The sequence below is a fragment of the Thalassospira sp. HJ genome, assembly GCF_000948415.1.
In the GTDB taxonomy this organism is placed as follows: domain Bacteria; phylum Pseudomonadota; class Alphaproteobacteria; order Rhodospirillales; family Thalassospiraceae; genus Thalassospira.
In genome coordinates, this window is record NZ_JYII01000015.1 from 156316 (window position 1) to 171509 (window position 15194).

12 protein-coding genes and 1 pseudogene are annotated in these 15194 nt (G+C 55.6%); 7 read left to right on the top strand and 6 right to left on the bottom strand.

Annotated elements, in window-relative coordinates:
- Window positions 1-62: 62 nt before the first annotated feature.
- Window positions 63-1154 carry an enoyl-CoA hydratase/isomerase family protein gene (locus UF64_RS13810; RefSeq protein ID WP_044829184.1) on the bottom strand — a complete coding sequence of 364 codons (1092 nt, stop codon included), beginning with the start codon at window positions 1152-1154 and terminating at the stop codon, window positions 63-65.
- A gap of 3 nt (window positions 1155-1157) precedes the next feature.
- The gene (locus UF64_RS13815; RefSeq protein WP_044829185.1) at window positions 1158-2297 is read right to left on the bottom strand and encodes an isobutyryl-CoA dehydrogenase; all 1140 of its coding nucleotides are present in this window, start codon (window positions 2295-2297) and stop codon (window positions 1158-1160) included.
- A 227-nt stretch (window positions 2298-2524) separates the two neighbouring features.
- Between UF64_RS13815 and UF64_RS13820 the strand changes: the two genes are divergently transcribed.
- The 4 genes from UF64_RS13820 to hemB all read left to right on the top strand — a co-directional run bounded on the left by UF64_RS13820 (window position 2525) and on the right by hemB (window position 6998).
- Window positions 2525-3811: an O-acetylhomoserine aminocarboxypropyltransferase/cysteine synthase family protein gene (locus UF64_RS13820; protein WP_044829186.1), complete on the top strand. Its 1287-nt coding sequence runs from the start codon at window positions 2525-2527 to the stop codon at window positions 3809-3811.
- Window positions 3812-3944: 133 nt separating this feature from the next.
- A complete protein-coding gene (locus UF64_RS13825; RefSeq protein ID WP_052657646.1) occupies window positions 3945-4706 on the top strand; it encodes a DeoR/GlpR family DNA-binding transcription regulator in 762 nt (253 codons plus the stop codon).
- Between the two features lie 34 nt (window positions 4707-4740).
- Window positions 4741-5934 carry an MFS transporter gene (locus UF64_RS13830; protein ID WP_044829187.1) on the top strand — a complete coding sequence of 398 codons (1194 nt, stop codon included), beginning with the start codon at window positions 4741-4743 and terminating at the stop codon, window positions 5932-5934.
- 56 nt (window positions 5935-5990) lie between these two features.
- Window positions 5991-6998 (top strand): porphobilinogen synthase, encoded by a 1008-nt coding sequence (hemB, locus tag UF64_RS13835; RefSeq protein ID WP_044829188.1) that lies wholly within the window; start codon window positions 5991-5993, stop codon window positions 6996-6998.
- 92 nt (window positions 6999-7090) lie between these two features.
- On the opposite strand, the gene UF64_RS13840 is transcribed toward hemB, so the two are convergent.
- Window positions 7091-8053, bottom strand: a complete 963-nt coding sequence (locus tag UF64_RS13840) for an HAD-IIA family hydrolase (RefSeq protein ID WP_044829189.1) — start codon at window positions 8051-8053, stop codon at window positions 7091-7093.
- 480 nt (window positions 8054-8533) lie between these two features.
- Between UF64_RS13840 and UF64_RS19945 the strand changes: the two genes are divergently transcribed.
- Entirely contained in the window at window positions 8534-8692 is a 159-nt protein-coding gene (locus UF64_RS19945) for a DUF1127 domain-containing protein (RefSeq protein WP_081579314.1), read from the top strand.
- Between the two features lie 98 nt (window positions 8693-8790).
- Here the strand turns inward: UF64_RS19945 and UF64_RS13845 are convergent, their stop codons facing one another.
- Together UF64_RS13845 and UF64_RS13850 are read right to left on the bottom strand one after the other, a co-directional pair.
- Window positions 8791-10308 (bottom strand): malonyl-CoA synthase, encoded by a 1518-nt coding sequence (locus UF64_RS13845; RefSeq protein ID WP_044829220.1) that lies wholly within the window; start codon window positions 10306-10308, stop codon window positions 8791-8793.
- A gap of 158 nt (window positions 10309-10466) precedes the next feature.
- Window positions 10467-11651, bottom strand: a complete 1185-nt coding sequence (locus UF64_RS13850; RefSeq protein WP_235285067.1) for a type III PLP-dependent enzyme — start codon at window positions 11649-11651, stop codon at window positions 10467-10469.
- Between the two features lie 242 nt (window positions 11652-11893).
- On the opposite strand from UF64_RS13850, the gene UF64_RS13855 reads away from it, so the two are divergent.
- Together UF64_RS13855 and UF64_RS13860 are read left to right on the top strand one after the other, a co-directional pair.
- Window positions 11894-13381: an aldehyde dehydrogenase family protein gene (locus UF64_RS13855; protein WP_044829190.1), complete on the top strand. Its 1488-nt coding sequence runs from the start codon at window positions 11894-11896 to the stop codon at window positions 13379-13381.
- 354 nt (window positions 13382-13735) lie between these two features.
- A complete protein-coding gene (locus tag UF64_RS13860; protein WP_152630694.1) occupies window positions 13736-14956 on the top strand; it encodes a threonine ammonia-lyase in 1221 nt (406 codons plus the stop codon).
- Between the two features lie 30 nt (window positions 14957-14986).
- Here the strand turns inward: UF64_RS13860 and UF64_RS20565 are convergent.
- Window positions 14987-15194, bottom strand: a pseudogene (locus UF64_RS20565) (IS110 family transposase); the annotation flags it as partial.

The following is a 15194-nucleotide window of genomic DNA, read 5'->3' on the forward strand; positions in this document are numbered from 1 at the left end:
TTCTGAGTGTTTTGTTCTGATTTATGGTGATCTGGCGGGACAAGATCCCTGCCCAATCCATTCTAAAGATTAAGTTCTTTGTCTTCTGGCAGCATTTCGAAATACTCCGCCACCTCGCGCGGGTCGACCTGCCCGATATCGCCATGCTGCCATTTCGGCGCATGGTCCTTATCGACGATCACGGCCCGCACACCTTCAAACAGGTCCTGCTTGCAGACCATGCGCTGCGACAGGCGGTATTCCATGTTCAACACATCGGCCAGTGACATGTCGCCACCCTGACGGATCTGCTCGAAACTGACGCAAAGCGCTGTCGGTGACTTACCGCGCAACACCTCAAGCGTTTCTGTGCCAAACGCACTGTCCGCATTTTGCAGGGCCTCAAAGATCGCAACGACACTGTCGCCCGCAAAGCAATGATTGATCTCGTCGCGGATTTCCGAAAGCGGTGCCACACCGAACGGCGTTTCATGCTTTTTAAGGATCTCCTCGGCAGTGGCAAAACCATCGCCAACCCATTCTGCACTGGCAAGTGCGCCCTTGATCGCATCAAGATCCGCACTTTGTGCCCCGTGGGTGGCAAGGCCCGCATAAAGACAATCGGCCGCCTTGATCCGCGCCCCGGTCAGGCCAAGATATATCCCGATCTTGCCCGGGCACCGCGGCAGGAAATATCCCCCGCCAACATCCGGGAAGAAACCGATCCCGGTTTCGGGCATGGCAAACAGGGTCCGTTCGGTTACAACCCGGAACCGGCCATGGATCGAAACTCCGACACCACCGCCCATGGTGATCCCGTCCATCAGCGCGATATAGGGCTTTGGATAGGTCGCGATATAATGGTTCAGGTGATATTCCCGACGGTAAAACGCATCGAGCATTTCTTCGTCATCAATCTTCCGCGCATCATAAAGGCCGCGGATATCGCCCCCGGCACAAAACGCCTTTTCACCGGCACCCTCGACGATGATGACTTTGATCGACGCATCCTGTTCCCAGGACTTCAGCTGCGCCATCATCATATCGACCATCGCAAGATCAAGCGCATTCAGCGCCTTGGGACGGTTCAACAGGATGCGGCCAACCGGACCATCCTGTGAAAACAGAACTGGTGCCTCGGCGGTATTTTCCGATGAATTTGAAACTGTGCTCATAACCTAGTCTTTCAGGGCAGCGCGCGCGATAATCAGGCGCATGATTTCGTTGGTACCTTCAAGGATCTGGTGCACCCGCAGATCGCGCAAAAGCCGCTCGATGGGATATTCCCGAATATAACCATATCCGCCATGAAGCTGCAGCGCTTCGTTACAAACATTAAATCCGATATCGGTCGCAAACCGCTTGGCCATGGCACAGAATTGTGTGGCATCGTCGGTCTTGTGATCAAGCTTCCATGCCCCTTTATGAAGCATCAAGCGGGCGGCTTCGAGTTCGGTCACCATATCGGCGAACTTGAATTGCAGCGCCTGAAACTGATCAAGGCTTTTACCAAACTGCTTGCGGACTTTCATATGCTCGCGGGCATGCTCCATGGCTGCACGTGCACCACCGATCGAACAGGCCGCGATATTCAGGCGACCACCATCAAGGCCCTTCATGGCGAATTTGAAACCCTCGCCCTCTTCGCCCAGACGGTTTTCGACCGGCACCTTGCAATTACTAAAGATAACGGCTGCGGTCGGCTGACTGTTCCAGCCCATTTTTTCTTCCAGCTTGCCAAATGACAGGCCTTCGGCGTCTTTTGGCACGATAAACGTCGAAATGCCTTTCGGGCTGTCATCGCCGGTGCGTGCCATGACGACATAAACGTCGCTGCGCGATCCGCCGGAAATAAACGCCTTCTCACCGTTCAGGATGTAATGGTCCCCATCGCGTTCGGCACGGGTGCGAAGCGACCCGGCATCAGACCCTGCCCCCGGCTCGGTCAGGCAGTAACTGGCGAAATGCTCCATCGTGACCAGTTTGGGCAAATATTTCGCGCGCTGCGCGTCATTGCCAAACGTATCAATCATCCAGCAGGCCATATTATGGATCGAAATATAGGCCGCCGTTGATGGGCAGGCTGCGGCGAGTTCTTCGAAAATGACCGCCGCATCAAGGCGCCCAAGCCCTGTACCGCCATGTTCCTCGCCGGTATAGATCGCGGCAAAACCAAGTTCGGCTGCCTTGCGCAGGGTTTCTTCGGGAAAGATATGATTTGCATCCCAGTCGCCCGCATGCGGGGCCATTTCATTCTGCGCGAAATCACGCGCAGCCTGGGCAAATGCCTGCTGATCTTCAGACAGGTTGAATTCCATTGGATCGCCGCCTCTATTGCTTTTCTATTTTCCCTTTACGTAAACGTGAAATCGGCATTTTGTCAATTCATTCGGTATAATCGTACCGAATTATCATAATTGGGCTCCCGAGCGCGCGGCACGTGCATGACTTTGCGCTATTTCGCCAAATGTTCCTTGCAGATACCGGGTGGCTGCGCATACCCTCCTCGCGTCAGGAACAACGATAAATCAGGGAAACATTCATCATGTCTTCGACCAAGCCGGAAACAATTGTCCTACATGCAGGCTATCGCGCCGAACCGACAACCGGTTCCGTTGCCGTGCCGCTCTATCAGACCACCAGCTATCAGTTCCGCGACACCCAGCATGCCGCCGATCTTTTTGCGCTCAAGGAACTGGGCAACATCTATACCCGCCTGATGAACCCGACCAATGATGTGCTTGAACAGCGCGTTGCTGCCCTTGATGGCGGTGCTGCGGCGGTCGCACTGGCATCGGGTCAGGCGGCGTCCACCTTTGCGGTTCTCAATATCGCACAGGCGGGCGACAACATTGTCAGCTCGACTGACCTTTATGGCGGCACCTGGAACCTGTTTGCCAATACCTTCAAACAGATGGGCATCGAAGTGCGCTTTGCCGATCCGGCAGATCCGGAAAACTTCCGTCGCCTTGCCGATGACAAGACGCGCGCCTTCTATGCTGAAACCCTGCCCAACCCGAAACTTCAGGTCTTCCCGATCCGCGAAGTAGCCAATATCGGTGACGATCTTGGCATTCCGTTGATTGTCGATAACACCGCCGCACCGGTGATCTGCAAGCCAATCGAACATGGCGCAAGCATTGTCATGTATTCGACCACCAAATTCATTGCCGGTCATGGCACCTCGGTTGGCGGGATCGTGGTTGATTCCGGCAAGTTCGATTGGGAAAAACACGCCAAGCGCTTCCCGCTTCTCAATGAACCGGACCCAAGCTATCACGGCGCTGTCTGGACCGAAGCCGTCAAGCCGATCGGCCCGGTGGCCTATGCGATCAAACTGCGCTGCACGCTTTTGCGCGATGTTGGTGCCGCCGCATCCCCGTTCAATTCGTTCCAGACCATTCAGGGCATGGAAACCTTGCCGCTGCGCATGGAACGCCATTGCGAAAACGCGATCAAGGTTGCCGACTTCCTGGCTGCCCACCCGAAAGTCACCAAGGTCATTCACCCCAGCAAACAGGATGGCGAAAGCCGCCGTCGCGCCGACAAATACCTTAAAGGTGGTCTTGGCTCCCTTATGGGCTTTGAACTGGCAGGCGGCAAGGACGCCGGTGAGAAGTTCATCAACTCGCTGGAGCTGTTCTACCACGTGGCCAATATCGGTGATACGCGCTCGCTTGCCATTCACCCGGCCACGACGACTCACAGCCAGCTGTCAGAACAAGATCGCCTGTCATCGGGTGTAACCGACGGCTATGTCCGCCTTTCGATTGGTATCGAGCATATTGATGACATTCTGGCGGACTTGACCCAGGCACTTGATAAAGCCTGATCGATCACCGCATCGCTACGAGATCAAGGAACCGGTCAGACCCTCGTCTGGCCGGTTTTTCTATTGACGCTTTTGCAGGGCCGGGATAACCAATATCGGCAATACATGCACAACATGCAAAACAGGCAATGCGATGTCGAGCGTTACCAGCCGTCAGGACGAAATCCAGAAACTTCTGCGCAGTCAGGGCACGGTTCATATCCATGATCTGGCCGCCCTATTCCACGCATCGCTCGATACGATCCGGCGCGATCTGCGCCAGATGGAAGAATACGGCCATTTGCGTCGTATTCATGGTGGCGCGGTTCTGCCCAATACCGCGCATGAAAGCTACACGGAACGCGCACAGGAACTGCAACCCGAACGCACCGCCATCGCCCAAAAGGCCGCACGTGATCTGATCCCTGATGATTGTGTGGCTTTCTTTGATAGTGGCACCACGATTTGTGAAGTCGCGCGCAACCTGAAACCGTCCTTTCGGGGCACGGTGATCACGGTCAATCCTATGATCGCGGTTGAACTTGCCAATCATCCAAATGCCGAAGTCATCATGCTGGGCGGCACGTTCCGCAAAACCGACATGGCGGTATGTGGTCCGACAACCATTGATGAGCTGCGCAAATTCAATGCCGACATCGCATTGCTTGGCACCTGCGCCCTTCACCCCGAAGCCGGTCTTTCGACCAGCAGCCCCGAAGAACGCGCGACCAAGGCCGCAATGATCGCCCAGTCGGCAGAAGTCATTGCCATCACCACCGCCGACAAGCTTGAAACCAGCCTGCCGCATCGGGTCTGTGACATTGATGCGATTTCGCATCTGGTGACGGGTCGGAAGCTTTCGACCGGTTATCTTTCCAATTACACCCGGCGCGGCTTGAATGTCATTCAGGCCTGATCATCACCCCTCGCCCTGCGGAGCCGTTTAAAACATGCAAAGCCACGCCATTGCCCATAACCGGGTGCGCGCCATCTTCTTCTTGCATGGCGCCGCCTTTTCCAGCTGGGTGCCCCATATCCCGCTGGTGCAGGAACGTCTTGGCCTTGGGCATGATGATCTGGGTGGCATTCTGTTGGCCGCCGCCATCGGGGTTCTTGCCGTAATGCCGATTGCCGGCCGGCTTGCTGATCGGTTTGGCAGCGAACGCGTGGTGCGCTTTTCCGGCTTGTTCTACTTTATTGCGGTCGGCATCCCGGCCTTTATGCCCGATTACCTCAGCATTTCGATTGCGATGTTTGCCCTTGGCTTTTCCGGCGCCTTTCTGGATGTGGCTATGAACGCCAATGGCCTGCAGGTCGAACGGGTCAAGGGGCGCAGCATTATGTCGGGCCTGCATGGCTTCTGGAGTCTCGGTGGGTTCGTCGGGGCTGGCATCGCTGCCGCATGGTTTGCCCTGCCAATTGGCAACGAGTTTCACCTGCCCATCGTGCTGTCGCTGTTCCTGATCGCCCACATGATCGCGCAGGCCGGGCTTTTGACCGACCGTGATGCGCATGATTACCTTGCCCGCAAACAGGACGGTGCGCAAAACACCGCTGCGACCACAAAGGACCGCAACCTGTTCCTGATGCTATTGCCATTCGGGGTTTGCGCCTTTATCGGCCAGTTCGGCGAAGGTGTCCTGACCGACTGGGCGACGGTATTCATGAATTCCGAACTGTCATCTGGCCCGACATTGGCTGCCGTCGGCTTTGCCATCTATTCCTGTGCCATGGCCGCAACCCGCTTGTCGGGTGATGCGCTGGTGACACGCTTTGGCCGGGTGCAGGTCTTGCTGACAAGTTCCGTGCTGGCATCGCTTGGGACACTTGTTCTGACCTTCTCGCCGCATATCGCCATTGCCTGGCTGGGCTGTGCGATTGCCGGGATGGGGCTTGCGGTGATTCTGCCCTTGTTGTTATCCGCCGCATCACAGGCAACCGGCAAGGGCGGTGGCGCTGTTGTTTCGATCATTGCTGCAACAGGTTATTCCGCCATCATGGCAGGGCCACCGGTGATCGGTGCGATTGGCGAGGCGGCTGGCCTTGTCACGGCCTTTGCCCTGACCGCGATCTTCCTTGCCATGATCATTCCGGTATACCTGCTAACCATGCGTAGCCGCTTGCAAATTGCGGCCAATGGTTGATCAAAGGCGCAATCTGTCCCATAAATTGCCCAGCCTCACATTACAGAGATTAGATCATGGTCAATAAATTCGCCTATGGCACCTTCCCCAGCACCCGACAGCGCCGCAACCGCATGACCGACTGGTCGCGCCGCATGGTCGCGGAAACCCGATTGACCTCCCATGATCTGATCCTGCCGGTCTTTGTCATTGATGGCAAAAACGAACGCACCCCGATCCCGTCCATGCCCGGCGTTGAACGCCAGTCTGTCGATATTCTGGTCGAAACTGCCAAACATGCCGAAAAGCTTGGCATTCCGGCCCTGGCGCTGTTTCCCTATATCGATGCAAGCCTGAAGACCAAGGACGCGCGCGAAGCCTATAACCCCGACAACGTTGTTTGCCGTGCAGTCAAGGCGATCAAGGATGCTTGCCCCAATCTGGGTGTCATCACCGATGTCGCTCTTGATCCCTTCAATGCCGATGGGCAGGACGGCATCGTGGTCGATGGCCAGATCCTCAATGACGAAACCACCGAGGCACTTGTGCGTCAGGCGCTTGTGCAGGCACAGGCCGGCTGTGATGTGGTTGCACCGTCTGACATGATGGATGGCCGCATTGGCGCGATCCGCAAAACACTTGAGGAAGCCAGCCTCAAGAACGTTCAGATCATGTCCTATTCGGCCAAATACGCATCCGCCTTCTATGGCCCGTTCCGTGATGCGATCGGCTCGGCCAGTGCGCTTGGCAAGGCCGACAAAAAAACCTATCAGCTTGACCCGGCCAACAGTGATGAAGCCATGCGCGAAGTCGCCTATGACCTTGATGAAGGCGCAGACTCGGTCATCGTCAAACCCGGCCTTCCCTATCTTGATGTGCTCTATCGCGTCAAACAGGAATTCGGCGTACCGGTCTTTGCCTATCAGGTATCTGGCGAATACGCGATGATGCGTGCGGCGGGTCAAAACGGCTGGCTTGATTATATCGGCTGCGCCATTGAAACGCTGTCCTGCTTCAAACGTGCTGGCGCATCCGGTGTCCTGACCTATAGCGCCATCGAAGTCGCCGAGGCACTGGAAGGCTAACCTTCCCGCCAAACAGCCACGAAATCCGCATTAAAAAAGGGCCTCAATCGAGGCCCTTTTGTTTTGGCTAATTCCGATAGGGCATGCGCGGGTTAAACAGCAACCGCCCCAGCATCATCTTCAATGCCATGACCAATCGCGCGTGCGCAGAAATGCGGGCGCAGGCCGGACCGGGCAAACGCCCCTTCGATATCCTGCCCGTCAAGGAACCCGCCCCGGTGCACCAGAAGGGTCTTGATCCCCGATGCCAGCCCACCAAGCACATCGGTATGAACCGTATCGCCCACCATCAGCACACGGCTGCGATCAACGCCGGGGTGACGTTTCAGCACTTCCTCAAACACATGATGGTACGGCTTGCCGACACATTCCGGCATCACACCCGATGCATCGGCCGCCAGATGCGCGAAATACCCCGACTCAACCGAAAGGAAATCCCCCATCGGCGCACAGATATCCGGGTTACCGACAAGGATCGGACGCGGATTGTCCTTAAGGCTCGCTTCCAGAAGGGCTTGCTGCGTATCGGTCCAGCTATCGGAATCAATCAGCAGGAACCCGCCCACCGCGTCATAAAGCGCGCGATCACTGCCAAGCGGCTCAACATCGCCCGGCAGGATATCAAACGGCCAGTCGGTCGGTGCCATCGCGCCCCAATGGGTGATATCGGCATATTCATTCATGAGCGGCGCGACAAACTGCTGACTGCTGATCAAGCTGTTATTGTCAAAATCAAAACCGCGATTGCGGTGACGCGCCAGAATGGCCTCGCCCGAGCTTGAGGCATCATTGGTCACAACGGCAATCTTCTTGCCCATATCCTGAAGGGCGGCAACCGTCTTGACCGCACCGGGAATGGCGCTTTGGCCGCTGTTGAGCACGCCAAAGGCATCAAACACGATCAGGTCAAACTGATCGGCAATCGCCAGAAGGTTATCGACATAATCGGTCGCGGCCGGAACCGCATCGGGCTGAACCTGTGGCAGACGCGGTGCATAGCGCAAATAGGCATCCATGGCCTGCGCAAAATCCAGTTGCAACCGATTGGCACTCATAGTCGTTTCTCCCACACAAACAGCACGTCATTCAAATTCCGGCGTATTCAAACCGATTAGCGCTTTAATTACACCTAAAATTATTCGCAACACCACAAACGCGGATAATCAACCAAAACGCATCACGCAGCCCGACCACCCATGCGCTCAGCGCATGCCTACAAAGAGCCTAAAACCCACGTCGAACAGCCCTTCTAGAACAGTTAACGAGAGATCTCACCGGTTTCTGCACTTTTCAAGCCGCAGGCATGCAAAAAACGCATTGGATTAACTGCGTATTCACCCGTAGATTGCCCTCACGAAATGAATAGGACGTATCGACTGATGAATGCGCCACCAAGCAGTTGATCACTCGATACACCCCATGCAAACCGACACGTCAAACCAGCTAACTATTCCGATGCGGAATATCTCGGTGAGAACATGCCGGTTAACTGAATTAGACGCCGATTAATCGGCCGGTTTGAAATAGGTGATGAAATGATCGTAACCAAGATTTTTGCTTTCCTTCGCGCTCTGCGCGTTCAGTACCAGACCCAGACTGCGCTGCGCAAACTCGATCCGCGCGAACTGGCAGACATCGGTCTGAACCGCGACATGATCGACGATGTAGCACACCGTGTTGCTTTCGGTCGCTAAGCCACGACCGTAACGTCCACGAGAAAGCCCCGACAGAGTTTCTGTCGGGGCTTTTTCTTTGTCTACATTTCGGGATCGCGGAACAAACGCTCGCTGAACTAGTTGGCAAACAGCGCCTTGTGTTCTTCACGCAAGACATTCTTCTGCACCTTGCCCATGGCATTGCGCGGCAGTTCATCAACAAAGAACACACGCTTGGGCACCTTGAAATTGGCGAGCTCGGATTTGATCGCGGCAATCACGCCCTCTTCGCTTAAGCCGCCTTTCTTTTCCGGGACGATGACGGCGACAACCGCCTCGCCAAAATCGGGGTGCTGAACGCCGATCACGGCACTTTCAACAACACCATCCATCTTGTCGATCAGGGTTTCGATTTCCTTCGGGTACACGTTAAACCCGCCGGAAATCACAAGATCCTTGGCACGCCCGACGATATGGACATAACCCTTGGCATCGATCTTGGCGATGTCACCGGTGATAAAGAACCCGTCATCGCGGAATTCCTCGGCGGTTTTTTCCGGCATCTGCCAGTAACCGGCAAACACATTCAGTCCACGCGCTTCGAGCACGCCGATCTCATCGACACCCAAGGCATTGCCGTCTTCATCGCACACGCGCACCTCGACATCTGGCAATGCCGGGCCGACGGTATGAACAATGCGCTCGCCATCAAGCGGGTTGGACGTCGCCATGCCCATTTCAGTCATGCCGTAACGCTCAAGCAACGCCTTGCCCGTGCGTTCCTTGAACGCAGTAAAGGTCTCGGGCAGAAGCGGTGCGGAGCCTGAAATGAACAGCCGCATGCTTGATGTCACATCGGCGGTAAAATCATCACCCGACAACAAACGCACATAGAAGGTCGGAACGCCCATCATCACCGTACTGCGCGGCAGAAGTGCCATCACCTGGTCACGATCAAACTTCGGCAGGAAGAACATCTTCGATCCCGACAGCATCACGCAGTGACATGCAATAAACAGCCCATGGGTATGGAAGATCGGCAAGGCATGCAAAAGTGTATCATCGCCCGCGAAGCCCCAAAGCTTTTCCAGCGTCGATGCATTGGACCACAGGTTCATCTGCGTCATCATGGCACCCTTGGGCTTGCCCGTCGTGCCGGATGTATAAAGAATGGCCGCCAGCTCATCATCTTCGCACGCCACCGGCGCAAAATCCGTGGATTGCGATGCTGCCCCGTCCATCAGGCTGCCCTCTGCCTGCATGCCCAGTGTCAGAACATGCGACACACCCTGCTCACTCGCGATTGCCTTGACCTCATCTTCACGATGCGGCTGGCACACGAAAATCACCGGCGATGCGTTATCCATGAAATAGGCAAGCTCACCTGCCTGATAGGCCGTATTAAGCGGCAGGTAAACAAGGCCCGCACGAATGCAGCCAAGATAAAGAAACAGTGCTTCGGGGGATTTATCGACCTGAACAGCAACCCGGTCGCCCTTTTTCGCACCAAGCGACGTCAGAAGCCCTGCAATTCGGGCCGATGCATGATCGGCATCGCCATAGCTATAGGTCTTGCCATCTGGCGTCTCGATCAGAACCGAAGACAGGTCTGCCGGAAACCGGTCACGAATGCGCATGAATAGGCTGTTGGTCACTTTACTGCTTCCCCGAGAGTTCGTTTTGACCGGCAGGTTTCCCTGCCGGTCTTTTGTGCGGGCAGCATAGTGCAACCAACCATTATAGGTAAACAAGTACCTTTTTACCGCAATGGTCAATTTTGTCTGTCAAACAGACCGGGTTTGCGGGTTTGGCCTTAATCCAGCGCGACAGACGGGAATTCACCATCGATATACGGGAACGCCTCACCAACAGTTACCTGCACCTCGGGATGGAACCCGTTGAAATGGGTGGCAAGCGCGTTGCTATAAGCCCCGATATGACCAAACTCGATCCAGTCGCCTTCGCGAATATCGGCAGGCAACGTCACGGTTGCTGGCAAGACATCCATGTTGTCGCAAGTCGGCCCATAAATCGTGAAGTCCAGCGTTTCCTCGGGATCGAAATCACCATCAATGCGCATCGGGCGCACCGGATAACGCAATTGCCCGGTCACGGTTTCCGAAAGACTGCCGTAAACCCCGTCATTGATGAACAGTGTGTCTTCCTTGCGCAGATGCACCTGCGTGATCAGGGAAATACCACTGGAAACCAGCGCCCTGCCCGGTTCGCACATATAGGTGGTATCGGGCATATCAAGCCAGCGGATGCAATCCTTGATCTCGTCCATGAACTCGTCAAGGCTCGCCCCGCGCTGGTTCATATACTGACCGGGGAAACCGCCCCCGACGTCAATATGCTTGACCTTAACACCGGAAAAATCAACGACCTGACGGATAATCTCGACCGCGATCCGATAACCGGTCGGCGTCGTGCATTGCGACCCGACATGGAAGCAAAGCCCGGCATGGTATCCGTATTCATCAACCTTTTTCAAAAGCTCGGCCGCGACCATCGGACGCGCGCCAAACTTGGCCGACAGGTTATAGGTCGCACCGGCCGGCGGGGTCGCCAGACGGACATGGATGACCAGGTTCTTGTCGCCCTCGGTCTCTTCGCGGATTTTCTCAAGCTCTTCGATGGTATCGATCACATAGTGATCAATTCCGAACACCCGATAGGCATTGCGGATGGCATCACGGCTTTTGACCGGATGCATGAAATAGGCCTTCATCCCCGGGAACTGACGACGCACGATAGAGATTTCCTCGGGCGAAGCGGTATCAAAATGACGCACCCCGCCTTCGTGAAGATATCGCATGACTTCCGGATGCGGATTACATTTCACCGCATAAAGGACGTCGCCCGGGAACATTTCGACAAAGCGCTGCGCTGTTTCTCGAAGAATATTGGGTCTGAGGCAATACACCGGATAGGAAGGTTTGAGTTCCTTAACAACATCGAACGTCGTATCGAAATGACGTGGCACAATATACTCCATCGTTTACGAATATCAGGCGCCCAGACACGTACCGCCGCCGGGCTGGCCTTTTAGCCCGATTAGCGTACCAGCCCTTTTTCCCCCTGTCATGCTCCTTGCGCATGCCTTGCAGGTAATAGGCAGTAATTGCGCTTGATATTGCATCGCCCTGCCGATAATTTGGTAAACCAATACCAAATAACCAATATCGTGCGCCCCACGCGTTTGAGCGGTCCCGCACGTCAACCTACAGGGAGCCTGAAATGCCCATCGATCCGATCCTTGATCCAACCGTTCTGGCCAAGGAACTGTCCGGCTATCATCTGATCAACGGAAAACTTGTCGCCCCGAAAAACGGCAAGACCTTTGATGTTCTCAACCCTGCCACGGGCAAGGTCATCGGTCAGGCAGCCGACGGTGACGCCGACGACGGCGCACTTGCCGTCGCCGCAGCAAAGGCCGCCCAGAAGGATTGGGCAGAACGTCCGGCGCGTGAACGCGGCAAGCTTTTGTCTGAATGTGGTCGCGTCCTGATGTCTCATTCCGAAGAACTCGGTCGTCTGGTCGCACTGGAATCCGGCAAGGCCCTTCGCACCGAAAGCCGGGTCGAGGCATCTGTCCTGGCCGATATGTTCGTCTTCTTTGGTGGTCTCGCATCCGAGCTCAAGGGCGAAACGGTTCCGTTCAACCCGAACATGATGACCCTGACCACGCGCGAAGCTGTCGGCGTTGTCGGTGCGATCATTCCGTGGAACGTGCCAATGATGCTGATGGCGATCAAGGTCGCCCCGGCACTGGTTGCCGGTAACGCGGTCGTTGTCAAATCCGCCGAAGACACCCCGCTTGCTGTCCTGCGCGTATGCCAGATCATGCAGGAAGTTCTGCCTGCTGGTGTATTCAACATCCTGTCCGGCTTTGGCCCGTCTTGCGGTGGCCCGCTGGTCGAACACAAGGATGTCAAAAAGGTTTCCTTCACCGGGTCGGTTGAAACCGGTCGCACGGTCTATCGCGCCGCTGCCGAAAAACTCATTCCCGTCACCCTCGAACTCGGTGGCAAGTCACCGATGATCGTCATGGGCGACGCCGACCTTGATAAGGCCATCGCTGGTGCGATTGGCGGCATGCGCTTCACCCGTCAGGGACAGAGCTGCACGGCCGCATCGCGCATGCTGGTGCATGAAAGCCTGCATGACGAATTCGTCAAACGCCTGATTGACAAGGTCAACACCCTTAAAATGGGCGATCCGCTGGATGAAGAAACCGACATCGGCACGATCATCAACCGCAAACAGTTCGACAAGGTTTGCGGCTATATAGAAACCGGCGAGAAAGAAGGTGCGACCAAGAACGAACTGAGCGCCCTTCCCACCGACAGCGCCCTTTCCGATGGCCTGTTTGTCCGTCCGGTGATCTTCACCGATGTTGATCCGAATGCCCGTGTGGCCCGTGAAGAAATCTTTGGCCCGGTCGCCTGCGTCTTCAAGTTCAAAACCTTTGAAGAGGCGCTTGAGCTTGCCAATGACAGTGACTTCGGTCTGGCGGCGACCGTCTGGACGACGGATCTGAAAACCGCCCTAGTCGCAACCAAGCGCCTTGAAGCCGGCTTTGTACAGGTCAACCAGAACCTTGTTGTTCAGCCGAACCTGTCTTACGGCGGCATCAAGCTTTCCGGCCTTGGCAAGGAAGCATCGCTTGAAAGCATGCTCGAACACTTCACCTACAAGAAAACCGTTATTCTGAACATGGAATAACATCGTCTTCCGTCAGATACGCCTGACTTTAAGGAACCGGGTTGCACATCACGCAACCCGGTTTTTCTTTTCCGGTGCTTGACCTTGCGCGTGCAATCCGCAAAGGTGCCCTTCTTAAACACATCCAAACCCGGAAAGTACATGGCTATGTCTGCAGCTACTGACATCCTCGCATCACACTCCCGCCCGACGCTTCGTGCCGGTGTGATGGCCATGATTATGGGCATTTCCGACCTGCGAATGTGATCCCTGTCATCTGCGGATGACAGGTCCGGTTGATTACCGTTTTTCACCCAACACATGATAATATTGCCACCTCACCATAAAGATGGTGGCCGCAGGAGCATGGAAATTATGACTGTTTCCTATCACGATATCGTTCGCGCATCCGGCTTGCTTGAAGGCATTGTTGCGAAAACGCCGCTGGTAAAATCTCTAACCCTGTCAAACATTTGCCAGGCAGAAGTTTATCTTAAACTTGAAAACCAGCAATATACCGCATCCTTCAAGGAACGTGGCGCCTACGTGAAACTGGCAAGCCTGACACCCCAGGAACGCGAAAAAGGCGTTATCGCCGTCTCGGCAGGCAACCACGCACAGGGTGTGGCCTATAACGCCAAGCGCCTTGGCATTCCCGCCACCATCGTGATGCCAAAAAACACCCCCTACACCAAGGTCCACCATACCCGTTCGCACGGTGCGGAAGTCGTTCTGACCGGCAATGTCTTTGCCGAAAGCCTCGAAGCCGCCGCACGCATTCAGCAGGAACGCGGCTTGACCTTTGTCCACCCGTTTGATGATCCGCATATCATCGCAGGCCAGGGCACCGTCGGGCTCGAGATCCTTAATGAAAACACCGACATTGACACCATCGTTGTGCCGATTGGCGGTGGTGGTCTGGCATCGGGTGTTGTGACCGCCATCAAATCGCGCCGCCCGGACATCGAAGTCGTTGGCGTCGAGACCAAGCTGTACCCGTCCATGTATGAAGGCATGCACGACAAGGAATTTACTGGCGGTGGCGTGACCATTGCCGAAGGCATTGCTGTCAAGCAACCCGGTGGCCTCACGCTTGAAATCTGCAAGGAAAAGCTCGATGACGTTGTTCTGGTCGAGGAAAGCTCGATCGAACGGTCGATCCAGATGCTGATCGAGATCGAGAAAAGCGTGGTCGAAGGTGCCGGTGCGGCCCCGCTGGCTGCCCTTCTCGATCACCCGGAACGGTTCAAGGGCAAGAAAGTCTGCCTGATCGTCAGTGGCGGCAATATCGATACCCGCCTGCTCGCCCAGGTCCTGATGCGCGGTATGGCGCGCGAAGGTCGTCTTGTTCGTGTGCGCATCGAAATCCCGGATGTGCCGGGTGCACTTTCGACCATCAGTGCCCTGATCGGCGAAGAAGACGCCAACATCATCGAAGTCTATCACCAGCGCCATTTCTATGACGTTCCGGCCAAGCAGACCGATGTCGACATGGTGCTTGAGGTCCGCGACACCCTGCATGGTCAGCAGGTCATCGATCGCCTGATCAAGGAAGGCTTTGGCGGTCGACTGCTCGGTAACACCTCGCTCGACTGATCAACAATTCACAAACAAAAAGCAGCGGTATTAGCCGTCAAGTATTAAAGCATAATGGTCACGCATTCTCGCATTGAGGATGGTGACCATTTTTCTGACGACAGCAATCACAGCAACCTTGCCGGGTTTTCCGTTTTCAGTCAGGCGTTTGTAGAAGTCGCGTAGCAGAGGATCGAAGCGTATTGCCGGTAATGCAGCATAGTAAAGAGCATTGCGCACTTCCAAACGTCCGCCGCCA

Bases quoted from the DNA above. Each gene is read 5' to 3' on its own strand.
- UF64_RS13840 (WP_044829189.1), bottom strand. From the start codon at position 8,053: ATGAGTGCCAATCGGTTGCAACTGGATTTTGCGCAGGCCATGGATGCC.
- UF64_RS13825 (WP_052657646.1), top strand. From the start codon at position 3,945: ATGTCGAGCGTTACCAGCCGTCAGGACGAAATCCAGAAACTTCTGCGC.
- UF64_RS13830 (WP_044829187.1), top strand. From the start codon at position 4,741: ATGCAAAGCCACGCCATTGCCCATAACCGGGTGCGCGCCATCTTCTTC.
- UF64_RS19945 (WP_081579314.1), top strand. From the start codon at position 8,534: ATGATCGTAACCAAGATTTTTGCTTTCCTTCGCGCTCTGCGCGTTCAG.
- UF64_RS13860 (WP_152630694.1), top strand. From the start codon at position 13,736: ATGACTGTTTCCTATCACGATATCGTTCGCGCATCCGGCTTGCTTGAA.
- UF64_RS13815 (WP_044829185.1), bottom strand. From the start codon at position 2,297: ATGGAATTCAACCTGTCTGAAGATCAGCAGGCATTTGCCCAGGCTGCG.
- UF64_RS13855 (WP_044829190.1), top strand. From the start codon at position 11,894: ATGCCCATCGATCCGATCCTTGATCCAACCGTTCTGGCCAAGGAACTG.
- UF64_RS13820 (WP_044829186.1), top strand. From the start codon at position 2,525: ATGTCTTCGACCAAGCCGGAAACAATTGTCCTACATGCAGGCTATCGC.
- UF64_RS13850 (WP_235285067.1), bottom strand. From the start codon at position 11,651: ATGGAGTATATTGTGCCACGTCATTTCGATACGACGTTCGATGTTGTT.
- hemB (WP_044829188.1), top strand. From the start codon at position 5,991: ATGGTCAATAAATTCGCCTATGGCACCTTCCCCAGCACCCGACAGCGC.
- UF64_RS13810 (WP_044829184.1), bottom strand. From the start codon at position 1,154: ATGAGCACAGTTTCAAATTCATCGGAAAATACCGCCGAGGCACCAGTT.